The sequence below is a fragment of the Sedimenticola selenatireducens DSM 17993 genome, from assembly GCF_000428045.1.
GTDB lineage: Bacteria > Pseudomonadota > Gammaproteobacteria > Chromatiales > Chromatiaceae > Sedimenticola > Sedimenticola selenatireducens.
Genome location: NZ_ATZE01000009.1, coordinates 217,991 through 235,282, shown reverse-complemented (window position 1 = coordinate 235,282; position 17,292 = coordinate 217,991). Strand labels below are relative to the sequence as shown.

At 53.2% G+C, this 17,292-nt stretch carries 14 protein-coding genes; 5 read left to right on the top strand and 9 right to left on the bottom strand.

The window, feature by feature from the left end:
• The 7 genes from A3GO_RS0108715 to A3GO_RS0108685 all read right to left on the bottom strand — a co-directional run.
• Nucleotides 1-520, bottom strand: a 520-nt coding sequence (locus A3GO_RS0108715; RefSeq protein WP_029133070.1) for an electron transfer flavoprotein subunit beta/FixA family protein, incomplete at its 3' end; no start/stop codon positions are given.
• A 72-nt stretch (nt 521-592) separates the two neighbouring features.
• Nucleotides 593-1,390 (bottom strand): enoyl-CoA hydratase/isomerase family protein, encoded by a 798-nt coding sequence (locus A3GO_RS0108710; protein ID WP_029133069.1) that lies wholly within the window; start codon nt 1,388-1,390, stop codon nt 593-595.
• Nucleotides 1,391-1,507: 117 nt separating this feature from the next.
• Complete coding sequence (locus A3GO_RS0108705; RefSeq protein ID WP_029133068.1) at nt 1,508-2,038, bottom strand: thioesterase family protein; 531 nt, start codon at nt 2,036-2,038, stop codon at nt 1,508-1,510.
• Nucleotides 2,039-2,075: 37 nt separating this feature from the next.
• The gene (locus tag A3GO_RS0108700; RefSeq protein WP_029133067.1) at nt 2,076-3,857 is read right to left on the bottom strand and encodes an acyl-CoA dehydrogenase C-terminal domain-containing protein; all 1,782 of its coding nucleotides are present in this window, start codon (nt 3,855-3,857) and stop codon (nt 2,076-2,078) included.
• A gap of 4 nt (nt 3,858-3,861) precedes the next feature.
• Nucleotides 3,862-6,186, bottom strand: coding sequence for a 3-hydroxyacyl-CoA dehydrogenase/enoyl-CoA hydratase family protein (locus A3GO_RS0108695; protein ID WP_029133066.1), 2,325 nt, complete (start codon nt 6,184-6,186; stop codon nt 3,862-3,864).
• Complete coding sequence (locus A3GO_RS0108690) at nt 6,186-7,310, bottom strand: thiolase family protein (protein ID WP_029133065.1); 1,125 nt, start codon at nt 7,308-7,310, stop codon at nt 6,186-6,188. The genes A3GO_RS0108695 and A3GO_RS0108690 overlap by 1 nt, the downstream gene beginning before the upstream one ends.
• Nucleotides 7,311-7,389: 79 nt before the next feature.
• Nucleotides 7,390-7,788, bottom strand: a complete 399-nt coding sequence (locus tag A3GO_RS0108685) for a MerR family transcriptional regulator (protein ID WP_029133064.1) — start codon at nt 7,786-7,788, stop codon at nt 7,390-7,392.
• A 200-nt stretch (nt 7,789-7,988) separates the two neighbouring features.
• On the opposite strand from A3GO_RS0108685, the gene thrH reads away from it, so the two are divergent.
• From thrH to A3GO_RS0108665, 4 genes are all read left to right on the top strand, one after another.
• A complete protein-coding gene (gene thrH, locus A3GO_RS0108680; RefSeq protein WP_335340023.1) occupies nt 7,989-8,594 on the top strand; it encodes a bifunctional phosphoserine phosphatase/homoserine phosphotransferase ThrH in 606 nt (201 codons plus the stop codon).
• Between the two features lie 587 nt (nt 8,595-9,181).
• Complete coding sequence (locus tag A3GO_RS23230; protein WP_084609948.1) at nt 9,182-10,240, top strand: HD domain-containing phosphohydrolase; 1,059 nt, start codon at nt 9,182-9,184, stop codon at nt 10,238-10,240.
• Between the two features lie 45 nt (nt 10,241-10,285).
• On the top strand, nt 10,286-11,827 hold the full coding sequence (locus tag A3GO_RS0108670) for a response regulator (RefSeq protein ID WP_029133062.1): 1,542 nt from the start codon (nt 10,286-10,288) through the stop codon (nt 11,825-11,827).
• 18 nt (nt 11,828-11,845) lie between these two features.
• Nucleotides 11,846-12,904, top strand: coding sequence for an SAM-dependent methyltransferase (locus A3GO_RS0108665; RefSeq protein ID WP_245621695.1), 1,059 nt, complete (start codon nt 11,846-11,848; stop codon nt 12,902-12,904).
• 85 nt (nt 12,905-12,989) lie between these two features.
• Here the strand turns inward: A3GO_RS0108665 and A3GO_RS0108660 are convergent, their stop codons facing one another.
• Together A3GO_RS0108660 and A3GO_RS0108655 are read right to left on the bottom strand one after the other, a co-directional pair.
• Entirely contained in the window at nt 12,990-14,195 is a 1,206-nt protein-coding gene (locus A3GO_RS0108660) for a beta-ketoacyl-[acyl-carrier-protein] synthase family protein (RefSeq protein ID WP_029133060.1), read from the bottom strand.
• Nucleotides 14,192-14,443 (bottom strand): acyl carrier protein, encoded by a 252-nt coding sequence (locus A3GO_RS0108655; RefSeq protein ID WP_245621694.1) that lies wholly within the window; start codon nt 14,441-14,443, stop codon nt 14,192-14,194. The genes A3GO_RS0108660 and A3GO_RS0108655 overlap by 4 nt, the downstream gene beginning before the upstream one ends.
• A gap of 82 nt (nt 14,444-14,525) precedes the next feature.
• Between A3GO_RS0108655 and A3GO_RS23225 the strand changes: the two genes are divergently transcribed.
• On the top strand, nt 14,526-17,096 hold the full coding sequence (locus tag A3GO_RS23225; RefSeq protein WP_084609944.1) for an ATP-binding protein: 2,571 nt from the start codon (nt 14,526-14,528) through the stop codon (nt 17,094-17,096).
• Nucleotides 17,097-17,292: the final 196 nt, after the last annotated feature.

The following is a 17,292-nucleotide window of genomic DNA, read 5'->3' as shown; positions in this document are numbered from 1 at the left end:
CCACCGCCGGCAACTGCAGCTTGACCGTCTCCAGACCCCCATCGATCTCCCGCGTCACCGCCACTGCACCGTCCTCCAACACCACCTTGGAGGCAAAGGTGCCCTGCGGCCAGCCCAGCAGCGCCGCCAGCATCTGTCCCACCTGGTTGCTGTCGTCATCAATCGCCTGCTTGCCCAGAATCACCAGTTCCGGCTGCTCCTTGTCGANCACCGCCTTGAGCAACTTCGCCACCGCCAGCGGCTGCAGCTCCGCCTCACTCTCCACCAGCACGCCCCGGTCCGCTCCCAGCGCCAGCGCGTTGCGGATCGTCTCCTGGCACTGCTTCGCACCCAACGACACCACCACAATCTCTTCCGCCTTCCCCGCTTCCTTGATCCGTACCGCCTCTTCCACCGCGATCTCGTCAAACGGGTTCATCGACATCTTCACGTTGGCTAACTCCACCCCCGTCTCATCCGCCTTCACGCGGACCTTTACGTTGTAATCCACAACGCGCTTTACTGCGACCAGTACTTTCATACACCACCTTCGATTGGTTTGGCTGCCGTCTCTCTTACGGTTGCTATTGGAATGTCACGAATTGCTGCAGACTCATTCACCGGTAAATTCTGCCTTGCGCTTCTCCATGAAGGCAATGACTCCTTCAGCAAAGTCATGACTCACAGAGCAGAGTGCAAAGCGCTCCTGTTCCGCATCCAACTGCTGCTGCAGGGTGTTACTCATGGTGCTGTTGATAAGTTGCTTGGCCCGGGCATAGGCCTGGGTCGGCCCCTGTGCGAGTCGTGCCGCCAACTTCAGAGTGGCCGCTTCCAGCTCTGCATCTGTAACCACCTGATTAATTAATCCCGTGGCCTGCGCCTGTTCTGCAGACACGGGTTCATTCAGCAAGGTCATCGCCATAGCGCGCTTGGTACCGATGGCCCGCGGCAGAAAGAAGGTATTGCCTCCATCGGGGCTGGTACCGATCTGACAATAGGCCTGGGTAAACCTGGCATTGTCCGCCGCAACAGCCAGGTCAGAAGCCGCTACCAGACTCATGCCAAAGCCAGCCACATTACCCCGCACACTGGCAATAACGGGTTGGGGCATGGTGCGCAGGATGGTGATAAATTCATGCACCACGCCAATTAACTCCGTCACCTTCTGTTTGCGCGCATCAAGTGAGAGTTCCAGACTCTGATGAAAATAAGCAATATCGCCACCAGCCATGAAGTGATCACCCTCACCCCGCAATACGATAGCACGCACGCCGGGAGAATCAGCCAATCGCTGGAAACCATCCCGCAACTGGTAAGACATCTCACTGTCGAGAGCATTGAGGGATGCAGGACGATTCAGCGATACAACAGCCACCGCACCTTGCTGTTCAATCTGGACTATCTCACCCATGGCCTATCCTCGTTGGTACCTATTAAAATAAAAAGTGGAAGCGGCAGCTTTAGTACTACGATACGGATGCCCCCTGCTCGCAGCGGCCAATCCGCTCCCACATAACCGGTTACGGTATCATTCCGTTGGATCTGTGACTTTCAATTGCTGTTCGAATGCATCCAATGTCTTGAGAAATTCTGATTTCTCCGCCACATCCTCATACTCCACCAGATCAATCAGCGCCCGACTGGGCACATTGCCGTTCGGACCACGGAACAACCCTTTGACAATGCCAATCGCGGCAACGCCCCGTGTGGTTTCGAAACGTTGTTCCATGTAAAACCATTTCTCATCCCATCCCAGAATACGGGTATGCAGCGTAAAACGTTCAAACGGACTGATCTCACGACGAAAACGTATACTGGCAATCGAGACAACCGGTAACCAGCGCCGCTTCATCACTTTGAGCATCATGCCGGTACGCAACATCAACTCAATACGCCCCAGATCCATCAGGGCCAGATAGCGGGAATTGGTCAGATGCAGATTAATATCCAAATCTGCCGGCCATACCCGCATCCGCAACGTTGCAGATTCCATCAGGGATTGATGCGGACGAAGGCAGGAAGTAATCAGCTGAAGGATCAGACGAAAGATCAGATTCATCGATTACAACCCAGTTCCACTGCCCGAACAGCCAGCCTTAAAAGGCTTCATCATTGAACTTCATCATCCCTTTTGAACCCGCCATGATATTGGCAAACAAGGCACTACTCTGGGGGAGTATACGCTCGAAGTAGAAACGGGCTGTATCCACCTTGGCCTGATAGAACAGGTTATCTTCATCCCGTTTCTGTTTGCCGATATCCGCCATGCGCATCCAGAGATAGCCCAGGGCAACCAGTGCGAACAGCCGCAGATATTCCGCCGCTGCCGCACCGGCCTCATCCGGATTCGCCATCCCTTTCTGTGCAATAACGGCGGTCGCCTTCTGCAACCGTCCGAAAGCCTTGGCCAACGGCATCAGGTAGGCATGCATGGAGAAATCGTGCTCTTTCGATTCAAGATAATCCCGCACCGGATGGAAGAAGCGCCGCAGATAACGCCCCATATGTGCCGGCAGCTTACGGCCGACCAGGTCCATCGCCTGAATGCCATTGGTCCCTTCGTAGATCTGGGCTATACGGGCATCGCGCACGTACTGTTCCATACCGTGCTCACGAATATAACCATGGCCACCAAATACCTGCATGCCCAGATTGGCCACTTCAGAACCGGTATCGGTCATGAACGCCTTGACCACGGGTGTCATCAGAGCGACGAAATCTTTCGCTTCCTGACGTCGAGATGGATCGGGGTTACGATGGGCATGATCCATTTCAGTCGCGACCCAACCGGCCAGTGCACGATTGCCTTCCACATAGGCGCGCTGAGTCAGCAGCATACGGCGGACATCGGGATGCACCAACAGGGAATCCGCCGGTTTTTCCGGTGACTTGGGGCCTGTCAGAGCGCGCCCCTGCAGCCGTTCACGTGCGTATGCCACAGCCCCCTGGTAGGAGGCCTCACCAATCCCCAACCCCTGGATACCAACTGCCAGGCGCTCTGTGTTCATCATGATGAACATCGCCTCCATGCCTTTGTTCAGTTCGCCGACAAGGAACCCCTTCGCATCATCAAGGTTGATCACACAGGTAGCGGACGCATTAATGCCCATCTTGTGCTCAATTGAGCCGCAACTGACACCATTCGGCGCCCCCAGCAAACCATCGGGATTGACTTGTATCTTTGGCACCAGGAATAGGCTGATGCCCTTGATGCCATTCGGTGCATCCGGGGTACGTGCCAATACCAGATGAATGATATTTTCCGTCAAGTCATGTTCACCGGCGGTGATGAACATCTTGCTACCGGTGATGTGATAACTGCCATCTTCCTGCGGTACCGCCTTGGTACGTATCATGCCCAGATCAGTGCCACATTGCGGCTCTGTCAGACACATGGAGCCACTCCATTTACCGGAGACCATATTGGGCAGATAGGTCTGTTTCAGCTCATCACTCGCTCTTGCAACCAGTGCGTTATAGGCGCCGTGGGTCAGACCGGGATAGAGGCCAAAGGCAAAATTGGTGCTGCACATGATCTCTTCCACCATCATGCTGACCGAGTTTGGCAACCCCTGCCCACCGTATTCAGGGTCGGCTGCCAGTGCACCCCAACCCATCTCATTGAAATCGTGGTAGGCCTCTTTCAGACCGGCGGGAGTAGTTACCTTGCCATTTTCAAAATGGCATCCCTCTTCATCGCCTGAGCGATTCAGCGGGAGCAGACGCTCTTCACAGAATTTACCGGCCTCTTGCAGAATTGCATCCACCAGATCGGGGGTCACTTCTTCACAGCCCGGCAGCGCCTGAATCGCCTCGGCATCAAACAGTTCGCTATACACAAAGTGCATATCGCGCAGTGGTGTCTTGTAACTAGCCATTCTCTTAATTCCTCAGCGGTTTGCCGGTTTCCAGCATGTGTTCCATGCGATCCAGGGTGTCGGGGTGCCGGATCAGCGACATGAACACCTCCCGTTCCAGCCCCAACAGATCATCCTCGGTCAGGCTCTCGGTAATATCGGTATCACCACCACTGAGCATCTCCGCCAGCGCCATTGCAACTACAACGTCATGGTCCGTCGCCTTGCCCGCCAGATGAAACCCTTTCACCGCCATCTCCATCGCCGCCTTGGCGGTGGGTCCCGGAAGGCTGATCTCAATCGGCTGTGGTGGCTGATAGCCATCCGCCAGCGCCAGCGCTCGGGACTTGGCATCCGCCAGTAAGCGGTCTCGGTTCATGGTCACGCCGTCATCGGGACGGAAAAACAGATAATCTTTTGCTTCAGCAGCGGACTTGGCTACCGTTGCGGTACTGATGGTTTCAAAGCACTTGATCACCGCCGGCATGGGGCCACCGGGACGTCGTTTGTTGATCATCCAGCGCTGCAGCATCTCCTTGCAGCCGCCCCAGCCGGGAATCAGACCAACACCCACCTCAACCAAGCCGATATAGGTCTCGGCATGGGCCTGCACCGCATCACAATGCAACAGGGTTTCACAGCCTCCGCCCAGCGCCATGCCGGCTGGCGCACCAATCACCGGAAACGGCGCGTATTTCAGGGCCTTATAGGTCTGCTGACCGCCCTCTACCATCTCTTCGATCTGGTCCCAGGTGCCGATATTGGCCGCAAACAGCAGCAGTCCCAGATTGGCACCGACCGAGTAGTTTTCGCCTTCATTATGAAGAACGAGCGCCTTATATTCTTTGGAAACAATACCGATCGCCTCACGCATCAGGGCGAGGATATCCGGATCCATGGCGTTCATCTTGCTGGTGTATTCGAGACAGACCACCCCATCTCCGATATCCCAGAGCGCCGCCGAGCCATTCTTCGCCAAGGGTTCGCTGCGCCGCTTGATATCCGACAGAAGCAGCACACCCTCAGGACGGACTACATCCTGATAGATACCGCTGGTATCCAGATACTGCAACTGGCCATCTTGTACCCGGTAGAAGCTCTGTTCAGCAGCGAGTTGAATCAACGGAGGCAGAGATAATCCTTCACTCTCCAACAACTGCCCGAATAGAGAACCACCCAGTCGATCGATCAGTTCAAACGGACCATATTTCCAGGCATATCCCAGCTTCATCGCCTCATCGACTGCCAGGATATTCTCTGCAATCTCGGGAATCAGACTGGCGGCATAACCGAGCACCTGGGCCAGCACCCGGCGGGCGTACTGCCCGCCCTTGTCAGGATGATTCACCAGGGCCTTCAGCCCCCCTTGCCGCGATGCTTGAAGTGAGTCCAGTTGTGCCTTGCGTGAGGGATTGTACTCACCAGACACCAGATCAATACTCTCCTTGACCTTGCCGCCTGCTGTCCGGTTGATCCGGTAGAAACCGCCCTTGCCTTTGCGCCCGGTATAGCCGTCAGCAATCATCCTGCTCACCAGCTCAGGTATAGTGCTCTTCGCCAGGAACGGATCATCTTTCGACAGGGTGCGCTGCATACTCTCCATCAGGTGCGGCATCAGATCGATACCGACCAGATCGGAGAGTCCGAACACGCCGGTCTTGGGAATGCCCAACGGGCGCCCCATCACCGCATCCGCCTCTTCCACACTGAGCCCCAGGGCCATGGCCTCCAGGATCGCCACTTGAATCCAGAAAATGCCGATACGGTTGGCGATAAACCCCGGGGTATCGTTGCAATCAACGACACCTTTACCAAGCGAGCGGTCACAGAAATCACGAATACCCATTACCGCATCCGCCCGGGTTTTTTCTCCCGCGGTAATCTCCAGCAGCCGCATATAGCGGGGGGGATTGAAAAAGTGGGTGATCATGAAATCGCCAACAAAGGCATCTGTCTGCTCCGCCACCAGGTCCCGCAACGGGATAGTCGAGGTATTGGAAGAGACGACAGATCCGGGCTTGCGTACCGAATCAATTTTGCGATAGAGATCCTGCTTGATATCCAGCCGCTCAATCACCGCCTCAATAATCCAGTCACACTCTGCCAGCAGTTCCATATGGTCTTCAATATTGCCGGTGGTGACTAGGCGGGCATTGCGCTTATGCATAAAGGGTGCGGGCTGGACCTTGAGCATTTTCTGTACCGCGCCTTCGGCTATTGCGTTACGGTTATCAACACCCTTGGGAACGATATCCAGCAATACTACGGGAATCCCGGCGTTGCTTATGTGGGCGGCAATACCCGCCCCCATCACGCCTGCACCAATGACGGCGACTTTCTTAATTTCCATCAGACCGCCTCCAGAATGGTCGCAATACCCTGACCGCCGCCGATACATTGGGTGGCCAACGCAAACTGTTTGTCCTCGCGCTTGAGCAGCGCAGCCGCCTTGCCGGTTATGCGCGCTCCCGTGGCGCCAAGTGGGTGCCCCAGGGCGATAGCGCCACCATCCAGATTGGTTTTTGCGAGATCCACCTCCAGGTCACGCACACAGGCCAGCGATTGAGAAGCAAACGCTTCATTGAGCTCGATAATGTCTATATCCGCCATGCTCAAGCCGGCACGCTTCAGCGCCTTGCGACTGGAGATGACCGGCCCGATGCCCATGATTTCCGGCGCACATCCGGAGATGGCAAAGCTGCGAATCCTGGCCAGGATATCCAGACCGTGGCTACGGGCGTACTCTTCGCTGCAGACCAGCACGGCCGACGCGCCGTCGGTCAAGGGTGAAGAGGTACCAGCAGTCACGCTGCCGCTCTCATCAAAGGCAAGTTTGAGACCCGCCAGACTCTCGGCCGTGGTTTCAGGCCGGATACAACCATCCTGCTCCACCCCGCTGACCGGTACAATTTCAGCACTCAGTTTTCCGGCGGCCTGGGCAGCCGCGGCTTTCTGATGGCTGGCAACGGCAAACGCCTCCTGTTCGGCGCGCGAAATATCATACTGCCGCGCCAGGTTCTCGGCCGTCTCTCCCATACTCACATAGGCCCCCGGCATGGCGGCGGCCAGTTGCGGATTGGGCATGGGGTTGAAACCGGCCATCGGCACCCGGGTCATGGACTCGACCCCGGCGCAGATATAGACCTCACCGGCACCCAGGGCGATCGCCCCGGCCGCCTGGTGAATGGCCTGCATGGAGGAACCACAGAAACGGTTGACCGTCACACCGCCAATCGATACAGGCAGACCGCTGAGAAACACTACCAGACGGGCCATGTTGAAACCCTGCTCCCCTTCCGGGAAGGCACATCCAAGAACCAGATCCTCGATATCGTCTACAGCGACCCCGGCCCGCTCGACAAGCCCACGCACAGCGGCCGCCGCCAGATCATCAGGGCGCACTTTAACCAGCGCGCCTTTATTGGATTGGGTAAACGGGGTGCGGGCATAGCCTGCGATCACGATATTCTTCATTACGTTCTCCGTCATTGTAGGTGCCAGTTATTACTTTAGATTGTTGCGCGCATGATGCGCTGAAATTTCACTATAGCGGCTACTCGGTGAAGCCGGTGGCGGCAGCTTTCTTCTTAATATTGGACAATGCCTGCTGCTCGATATCCCGCAGTTCAACAAGGGTCGCCACCAGATCTTCCTGCTGTTGTTCAAGGTCCTCGATACGACGACTAATCTTGGTTAGCAGCAGTTGCTGCTGCTCAATCTGTTCCGGGTCAACGTTATACAGGTTCAGATATTCCCGGATATCCGTCAGCGAGAAACCAAGGCGCTTGGCGCGCAGAATCAGCTTCAGTCGGGCGTGATCACGATAAGTGTAGACCCTGGTGGAGCCCACACGTTGCGGGCTGATCAGCCCTTTTGTCTCGTAAAACCGGATGGTCCTTGGTGTCACATCGAACGCTTCGGCCAATTCAGTAACTGTCAGCAACTTTTCCATTCTCTACTCCTCGGCAACACAATATAGAGAAGGTTTACGTATACGTCAATCTACTCACTATAAGGATAGTATAATAACTAATGCGTAATATGATACATCGGTGCTGCCCTTCCCCTGAGGCATGGTGTATCCTAGCGGCATTTTTTATAGGGGAATAACGCTTCCCAATGCTTTAACTGCAGGAGAATAAGCGCGTGGAAATGGCCTGTCTCGACCTCGAAGGGGTACTGATACCTGAAATCTGGATCAACTTTGCTGAACGAACCGGGATCGATGAACTCAAGGCAACCACGCGTGACATTCCCGATTACGATGTCCTGATGAGGCAGCGCCTGCGGATTCTCAAACAGCACAACCTTGGGCTGGCGGATATCCAGGCGGTGATCGATGGCATGTCACCACTGGAAGGGGCACGGGAATTTCTTGACTGGTTGCGGGAGCATTTCCAGGTAGTGATACTTTCCGACACCTTCTATGAGTTTGCCGCACCCATGATGCGGCAGCTTGGACACCCCACCCTGCTATGCCACAAACTTGCTGTCGATAAAAACGGCATGGTTGAGGATTACCATATCCGGCAAAAAGACCCGAAACGTCAAGCAGTTAAGGCATTCCACAACTTGAACTTCCGGGTTATTGCTGCTGGCGACTCCTACAATGACACAACCATGCTCGCAGAAGCCGACAAGGGAATTCTGTTCCGTCCTCCACAGAACGTCATTGACGAATTCCCCCAGTTCCCGGTAGTGACCGATTACGCCGCTTTCCGCGACGCCTTTAAGCAGGCCAGCAATCGCGCCCTTTAACCGCAAGGAAAAAATATCGCCGGGGAACATTCTCGTCTCGGCAATATGCCATCGACCGATGACCGAAAAAACTGTAGATAAAGGTCTGCAGAGATAGCTGAAGCTAAAGAATATGCATTTTCAGCCGTTACTGATTATAAGGATACCAACCGGCGCAAAAGATGTTGCAAGCGCCCAGTGATCCAATAGTCAAACAGGCTCATCCTTCGGCCATCCACAGACGGCCTGGTACACACTATTGCGGCAATCTGCTCAATTACAGCCAGATCAGCGCAGCCGGTCCGCTGCTCCGGTTTTCATGGAGACCTGCGAAGAACGGGGGAGCCATTTGGCCGGCATGGAACAGGCCAGGGTTCCGGCATTTTGTGACTACTGTTTTGCAGGGCGATGCCCAACCGATTCTGTAGCGATTATTCCGTGAAAATTAGTCAGGAATTTCGGAATAAATACACAACTATCTTTTTGTTTTTGAATAACCTAGTATGTTTTTACTTCATACTAACCATGAGTGAGAGGCATCCGCTTTGATCGCGGATTGAGGGCGGAATATAGCTCACTTTACCAACCGGATGCCTGAGGATTGGGTTATGCCAACCGTACTGATTCTTGATGACCAGACTATCAGTCTGATGATCCTTGAAGAGTTGATACACTCTATCGATGACAGCATCCATGTCGAGTGTTTCACTGATCCGGTAAAGGCGCTGGAGTGGGCGAAACACAACAACCATGATCTGGTCATCACAGATTATAAAATGCCCAATATGGATGGGGTCGAGTTTACCCACTGGTTTCGCAAGATCCCCTCCTGTACCGATATACCTCTGGTTATCATTACCTGTATCGACGATAAATCGATTCGCTACCAGGCCCTTGAGGCCGGTGCTACGGATTTCCTCTCCAAGCCTATCGATCATTACGAGTGTCGCGCTCGATGCCGCAATCTGCTGCAACTGAGAAAACAGCAGGTCATTATTAAAGATCGGGCGCGCTGGCTGGAGCAGGAGATTTCAAGAAAAACCGAAGAGCTGCAACTGCGTGAAAAGGAGACACTGCTGCGCCTGGCGAAAGCCGGGGAATTTCGTGATGAAGAGACGGGTGACCATGTCATACGCATGTCTGACTATGCCTGCCTGATTGCCCGGTCACTCAACCTGGATGACAACCTGTGCGAAGTCATCCGCCTGGCTGCCCCCATGCACGATATTGGTAAAATCGGCATACCGGATCATATTTTGCTTAAACCCGGAAAGCTGACCAGTCAGGAGTGGAGCATCATGCAGAGGCATACCCGTATTGGGTATGACATTCTACGTGACAGCACCTCCTGTTACATACAAGCCGGGGCAGTCATCGCCTACGGTCATCATGAGCGATTCGATGGCAAAGGCTACCCTCAGGGACTGGCCGGCGACAACATCCCTATTGAAGCACGCGTGGTCGCGGTCGCGGACGTGTTTGATGCTCTGCGGTCCGAACGGCCCTATAAAAGCGCCTGGTCACTGGATCGAACCCTCGGTTATCTGGAAGCACAAAGGGGTAGTCACTTCGACCCGGATTGCGTGGATGTATTTATGGAAAATCTGGACAAAATACTTGCTATTCACGATAGCTCTCCAGGCGGTCGCGAAAGTCTCAGCAAATAAACCGGTGCTATGGATAGCCAAAAAATCACATGTCGGCGAACTGCCATGAAAAATGAAGGCACAGAGCGTTACAGCATTATCGCGGGAGTCCTATGCCTTGACCTGTTCATGGTATTGGGAAAACTCCCACCAGGGATGCTGGTGCCTGCTATCGTGGTCAGCATTGTCATTATATACCGCGTAATAACTGTACAGATAAATGGCGGCAATCCAACGCATGTTTCCGAGCAGAAAAAGAGCACGGATAGCGAGGACAACGTCAAAAAATATAAAACAGCCTCCCCCGCAGAGATTCTTCAAGATAGACAGGAAACGTCCATACCTGACAAATTGGGTAACATTCGCCTACTACTGCTATCCGGAAGTAACAAGGCAAAACGGGAAATATCCGATCATCTCAATGGATGGGGCGTAAATTTTGTTGAAGCTGGTAGCAGCGCCCGGGCATTTGCCATGCTCATCGAATCAGCGGATACAGGCAAACCTTTTCAGACGGTACTTGTCGACCAGAGCAGCCTGGACATGGAAGAGTGCCAGTTCGCTACTGCCCTTCGGGCAGAGCCCTCATTACAGTCACTGTACCTGATTTATTATGGCGGCAGTACCCTACCACCGCGGACCGAGCAGTTATACATGGCGGGATACTCCGGAATGCTATCCGCGCCACTGGACAAGACCCTGCTCTTCAAGGCGCTTCATAACGCCCGTGAGACCGCCATACATCACCACAATGTGGTTCAGCTGCTTGATCATTATGAAACCGAAAAAAGACAGCAGCCGCTTGATATCCTAATTGCCGGCGGTAGCCATAATGAATGCAGAAAAATCCACAGAATTCTCGGCAACGCCGGGCATCAGGCATTTATTGTCAGCGACTCGACGGAGATCCTGGAGGCACTCGATAATCATCATTTCGATCTCGCTATTCTGGATGCTGACATGCCCGAGATATCTGGCATAGAAGCGATAAAGCTTTACCGCTTTGCACATCTTAATCAACCGTGGATACCTTTCATTCTGCTGCTTGATTCACCCAACTCCCAGACCATCCAGGCGTGTGAAGCTGCGGACATTGAGCACCTGATTGTTAAGCCGATTTCAACCCAGCGACTGTTGGAAACAGTCACCCAGGCAACCGACCTGACAAGCCAGGGCCATAATGATGAGATTTTTGACTATCCAACTATCTCCGGTTCAACCCATTATCATGACAACAGCCTGACTCTTGACACCCACCAGCTTAATGAACTGAAGCGACTTGGAAAAGAGAAAGACTTCCTGTTGCAACTGGTCAACCAGTTTGACAAGGAGACCGTTGCATTGATTAAGGGCCTTCAACTGGCAGCCACCAACCATAACATAAAATCAATTCAGGATTATGGCCATAAGCTGAAAGACACAGCAGGCAACCTGGGTGCGCTCAACCTTTATCGCATGGCAGTCCGACTTACCAAAATCAAGGATATGGAATTTGGCTTCGAACTGGATACTTTGGTAAACGAGATAGAAAATTGTCGCATTGCAACCATAGAAGCCTTGCACGACCACCTCTTTCACGGTAATAATTCAGCCTACAGAAAGGAATAAATTTCTTAGGGCTGAATCATGAATCCACTTAGTCGAAAGCTTCAAAAATCCGGCATACACCCATACGGCTCAAATGAACTGCGGCTCTACGAAGAGAGATTGACCCGATACTTCACGCAGGAATATCGACGCGAAGCGGACAAAAAACACACGCTTGCGGCATTTGGCATCACTACCGACCAGGGACCGACCTGGGAAGAAACCGACGAACTCATGTCGGTACACTACGACCAGCCCCTGGAGTTTTTCCAGTCCTTTCTCGATCATGACTACATGGCCTATTCCATGGCCTACTATGGCGAGACGTCCCACCAGGTCCTGCGAAGCAGCGCCACCCTGGAACAGGCACAGGAGGAGAAGTTCCGACTGATTTGCGAGCGGGCCCAGATCTGCGGGAATGAAAGGATACTCAACATCGGTTGTGGATTTGGCTCCTTCGAAGCCTATCTGTTCAAACACTTTCCGAATGTTGAGGTGGTGACCATTACCGCCAGCAAGACACAGGCGGACTATATACGCAGCAAGCAGCAGGATGGCGACCATCTTTTTAGCAAGGCAAATCTTACACTGATTGAAAACGACATCAGCAATATCCCGCCGGAAGAGCTGGGCCTTGCAGCCTACGACCTGGTGATCTCGATCGCGGTATTTGAGCAGGTGAACAATCTGGATGCCATTTTTAACCTCATGGCATCCCTGTTAAAACCGGGCGGCCGGGTGTTTCTGCACCTGATTGTCTCACAGCCGGTTTTTCCACAATATTTCAATGCCAGGGAAACCCCGGTGGGGGCCTACTTTCCCGGCGGACGAGTCTGGCCACATCAGGAAATGTTAAATCAGCATCGGCATCTCACGCCGGAACTCGGCGTATACATCAATGGCATGAACTACTGGCGCACCATCGACGAATGGCACCGTCGATTCTGGGAACAGATTGAACAGCTACATGAGTCACTTCTTTCAGAAGAGGATATCCGCTACTGGAACAACTACTTCAGCGTCTGCAAGGTTGTACTCTTTGCACCCCAGTCGGGAGAGTTCTTCGGTAATGGCCACTACCTGTATCGCAAGCAGTGAAAAGGTGAATACGTAGCGCCCCCTCCAGACCAAACAGCACGACACAGGTGCGGGGTGCCCTGTGCTGCTTACCTGCAAACCCAGCTTATACCGCTTGAAGCACTTGAACCGCGTTGAGCCCGCCAAACGCAAAAGAGTTTGAGATCGCCACGTGGATATCTTTCTCTCTTGCGGTATTCGGCACATAATCCAGATCGCAACCCTCACCTGGCCGGGTAAAATTGATAGTCGGGGGAATAACCCCTTCACAGAGTGCCAGTACGGTCGCGACAAACTCCAGACCACCCGAAGCGCCCAGCGCATGTCCGTGCATCGACTTGGTGGATGAAACCATCAGGGATTTTACATCCGAACCGAACACCCGATGCAGCGCCTCGGTTTCAGTACGATCATTAGCCATGGTACCGGTGCCATGCGCATTCACATAATCCACATCCTGACTGTTCAGTCCTGCATCCTTGAGTGCAGCCTGAATGGCACGTGCCGCCCCCTCGGCAGACGGGTCAGTAATATGGCCTGCATCCGCCGACATACCCGAGCCTGCGAGCCGCACAAGAATAGATGCGCCACGACCTTTTGCATGTCGCTCCGACTCAAGCACCACCATACCAGCCCCTTCTCCCAACACCAGACCACTACGGTCCGCCGAGAATGGCCGACAGTTGTCGCTGGAGACTACCCGCAACGCTTCCCAAGCCTTTAATAATCCATAGGTGAATGGTGCATCCGTGCCACCGGCTATGGCAACATCCACAACGCCGGCACGGATCAGCAGCGCAGCCTGGGCAATGGCATGATTGGCCGATGAACAGGCGCTGGAGACCGTAAATACCGGCCCGGCAATGGACAACTGCATGCTTACCTGGCTTGCCGCCGCGCTGGGCATCCCCTTGGGGATAGTAAATGGATGGGCGCGGGTTTTCTGTTGTCTGTAGAGATGATCATATGTGGCCTCATCCGTCTCTTTACCGCCACAACCGGTACCTATAACCGCGGCCGCACCGCCCAGGGAGGCCGCTGCCAAGCCGGCCTGATCAATAGCCTCCCGGCATGCCACGAGAGCAAACTGACTGTAGCGGTCGAGGAGAGGAACATCCTTGCTGAAAAAGTGGACAGTCGGATCAAATGCCCGAACCTGAGCCCCCAGGTTGATTTTCAGCCCTGCGTTATCAAATCCTGTTAATGGCAAAATGCCGCTCCGCCCCTCTTTTACAGAGGACCAGAACTGGTCTGTATTGAGACCCAGCGCTGACACCGATCCGAGACCGGTGATCACTACCCGATCATTCATGCCCCGGCTTTCTTATTCAATAGAGAATGAACGCCTGCAACAATATCCTGAACACTTCTGAGGCTCTCCAGCTCATCATTGGGCACTTCAATATCGCAAATCTCTTCCACCTCATAGACAATGGTGATCGCATCCAGTGAGGTAACGCCAAGATCCTGCAAAGACGTCTCCAATGCGATCGAGTCTACATCAATCATTTTTTGATTTGCGATCGCTGTTTTAACTATTGTTTCAATGTCCATGGCCATGAGATATGCTTCCGTTTAGATTTTTGAAATAGGCTGGATTTGCTGTCGGTGACACTTCAAGCCACTGTATCATCACCCAATTATGAATAGCAATCCCACATCCATCCATGGTGCGATAGAGACCGGATTTCGTAATCTCGCCCATAGATTGAACAGCCGGCCGGACAGTGAGCACGAGCAGGCCGCGGTACGGATTATTATCCAGGTCGTTCTGCTGGTCTATATCCTGGCCTCTGGCCCTTCCACTTCCGAGGCAGTACAAGACTGGTATTTTACACTCACTTTCATTTCACTTTTTATCATTCTCTCCTCCTCCCTGTTCATATCGATACTGGCCTGGCCGGACAAATCTCCGGTTCGCAGAATAATCGGAATTGTCGCGGATGTATCCGCCTTCAGCTTCGGACTTGCGATCACCGGTGAACTGGGCGCTCCCTGGTATGCCGTGTATCTCTGGGTTACGTTTGGTAATGGCTTTCGTTATGGTGAAAAATACCTCTATCTTTCCGGGGCACTGTCGGTTATCGGCTTCAGCATGGTTATCGCCTTCACGCCCTACTGGCGGGAAAATCTGCCCTTGGGGATTGGGTTACTTGTCTCATTGATTGTCCTGCCAGGCTATGCGGCAAAGTTGACCAAACGTATTCATCAGGAGCGTCGACGCGCAGAAGCCGCCAATCATGCCAAAAGTGAATTTCTTGCACGCATGAGCCATGAGATCAGAACACCGCTGAATGGAATTATCGGCACCGGCGAGCTGCTCAAGACATGTGACCTGAATCAGATGGAGCGGGAATATGTCGATACCATATATACCTCCGGACACACCTTGCTGCGCCTGATAGAAGACATTCTTGATATCTCCAAAATAGAAGCCGGAAAACTGGAAATTGAAAACACGGCATTCGATCTCTATGCCTTGATCAACAGTACAATTAAAATGCTCTCACCGCAGGTCAACACAAGAAAAGTACAACTGTACTCCCATATTGATCCGGCAATTCCGTTTCGTGTTACCGGAGATCCGCTTCATCTCCGCCAAGTATTGATTAACCTGATTGGAAATGCCATTAAATTTACCGATACCGGACATATCGAACTTCGCTGCACCAGGATACGGGAAGAAGGTACTGGAAAAGTTGTCCGTTTTGAGGTTATCGATACCGGGATCGGAATACCCGAGGAGATGCAGGAAAAAATCTTCGAGAAGTTCACACAAGCGGATGGCAGTACCACTCGTCGCTTTGGCGGGACAGGGTTGGGAACCACCATCGCCAAGCAACTGGTCGAGCTGATGGGCGGTAATATCGGCCTGAAAAGCGATCCTGGCAGAGGCAGCCTGTTCTGGTTCGAGCTCGAATTCCAGGCACAGAAAAAAATCGTAACAGACGATGAAATGCGGTCAATGCAGGCCTGCCGGGTGTTGCGCATTACAACCCTGGATGAGTCCATCGAAACCAGTGCCACACACAGTCTGCGCGGCTGGGGCGTACCGGTTGACCACAGCCCTGACATCAACGATGCAGTCGGCAAACTAAAAATCGCCGCCAAGGAGTCCCGCCCCTATCATTTATTGCTGTTTGAAGAGGCATCTTACGATCAGCATACGATCGATTGTATCGACCATATTTTGCACGGCCGGGAATATCACGGAACATCTATCCTGTTACTGCATAATGGCGACAGGCAGCAGCTGAACCTGATGCCATACGCAATCAAAAAACGCGTACAGATCCTGCAAAATCCTCTGGATAAAGTCCATCTGTTCAACATACTGCACGCAGCACAGGTAGCGGATTTCGAGGGCAATGACATTCACACTGTCGATTCCAGCGCTCCGGTCCATGCGCCGTCACAAACTGCCCTGGAAATACTGGTTGCAGAGGACAATGCCATCAACCGACTGGTACTGGGCCGCATGCTCCAGCAGGCGGGCCACCAATATCAACAGGTGGAAGACGGTCAGGAATTACTGGATGCGCTGGAAACCCGCCGTTATGACCTGGTAATCGTCGATATGCAGATGCCTCACCTGGGTGGACTTGATGCATTTAAGATGTTCCGTTTTGCCCATCCTGACAATACAACGCCATTTATTATACTCACTGCAAATGCCACTATCGAAAGTCGTAAACAGTGTGAGGAGGCGGGAATAAAATGGTTTCTTACCAAGCCTGTTTCAGCTCAACGTCTGTATCAGGTAATTCAGCTATCCGTGACGGACAGTCAGTCGCAACTACCCGTACAACCCGCGAATGAATTACCTAAAGCAGCGGATGCTGAATCCATACTGGACCTTGAAACCATTGAGGAACTCTATCTGCTTGCCCCGGACCAGGGCTTTCTGGAACGCCTGCTTAACAAGTTGAAACTGGACGGTGAGCAACTTATTAACACCATGTCAGAGGCAGCTGCCTCCAATAACCCAAAACAATTCAGTACATCCGCACACGCGCTCAAGGGCTCAGCAGCCAATCTTGGTCTCATCAGACTACAGGCACAGGCGCTCTGTGCAGAACAGCTTCCGGAAGATGAGCTACCCGGACAGGGACTGGTGCAGGTAGATTGCCTGCGGACGGCATTCCACCAGGGGGTCAGCGAATTCACACGACTGCTTGAGAATCCACCACCCCATCTCGGTCCACAACGTTAAACGGCCACGCCTGACAAACCTCTCCACAACACCCAATAAAAAGGCTGTGTCCCGGTTACAGGCTACCCCAGCAGGGAACACAATTGCAGGAGCGGCTTGATCCGCAAATTTTACGGCCGAAACCGCTCCTGCAGGATGATCCACTAGGAGTCTGTCGGGCTTGACCGATCGTAGCGAGGGAAAGCCGATTTGAGAC

Excerpts from the sequence above, each read along its gene's own strand:
- A3GO_RS0108710 (WP_029133069.1), bottom strand. The coding sequence starts at position 1,390 with ATGGGTGAGATAGTCCAGATTGAACAGCAAGGTGCGGTGGCTGTTGTA.
- A3GO_RS0108705 (WP_029133068.1), bottom strand. The coding sequence starts at position 2,038 with ATGAATCTGATCTTTCGTCTGATCCTTCAGCTGATTACTTCCTGCCTT.
- A3GO_RS0108700 (WP_029133067.1), bottom strand. The coding sequence starts at position 3,857 with ATGGCTAGTTACAAGACACCACTGCGCGATATGCACTTTGTGTATAGC.
- A3GO_RS0108695 (WP_029133066.1), bottom strand. The coding sequence starts at position 6,186 with ATGGAAATTAAGAAAGTCGCCGTCATTGGTGCAGGCGTGATGGGGGCG.
- A3GO_RS0108690 (WP_029133065.1), bottom strand. The coding sequence starts at position 7,310 with ATGAAGAATATCGTGATCGCAGGCTATGCCCGCACCCCGTTTACCCAA.
- A3GO_RS0108685 (WP_029133064.1), bottom strand. The coding sequence starts at position 7,788 with ATGGAAAAGTTGCTGACAGTTACTGAATTGGCCGAAGCGTTCGATGTG.
- thrH (WP_335340023.1), top strand. The coding sequence starts at position 7,989 with ATGGCCTGTCTCGACCTCGAAGGGGTACTGATACCTGAAATCTGGATC.
- A3GO_RS23230 (WP_084609948.1), top strand. The coding sequence starts at position 9,182 with ATGCCAACCGTACTGATTCTTGATGACCAGACTATCAGTCTGATGATC.
- A3GO_RS0108670 (WP_029133062.1), top strand. The coding sequence starts at position 10,286 with ATGAAAAATGAAGGCACAGAGCGTTACAGCATTATCGCGGGAGTCCTA.
- A3GO_RS0108665 (WP_245621695.1), top strand. The coding sequence starts at position 11,846 with ATGAATCCACTTAGTCGAAAGCTTCAAAAATCCGGCATACACCCATAC.
- A3GO_RS0108660 (WP_029133060.1), bottom strand. The coding sequence starts at position 14,195 with ATGAATGATCGGGTAGTGATCACCGGTCTCGGATCGGTGTCAGCGCTG.
- A3GO_RS0108655 (WP_245621694.1), bottom strand. The coding sequence starts at position 14,443 with ATGGCCATGGACATTGAAACAATAGTTAAAACAGCGATCGCAAATCAA.
- A3GO_RS23225 (WP_084609944.1), top strand. The coding sequence starts at position 14,526 with ATGAATAGCAATCCCACATCCATCCATGGTGCGATAGAGACCGGATTT.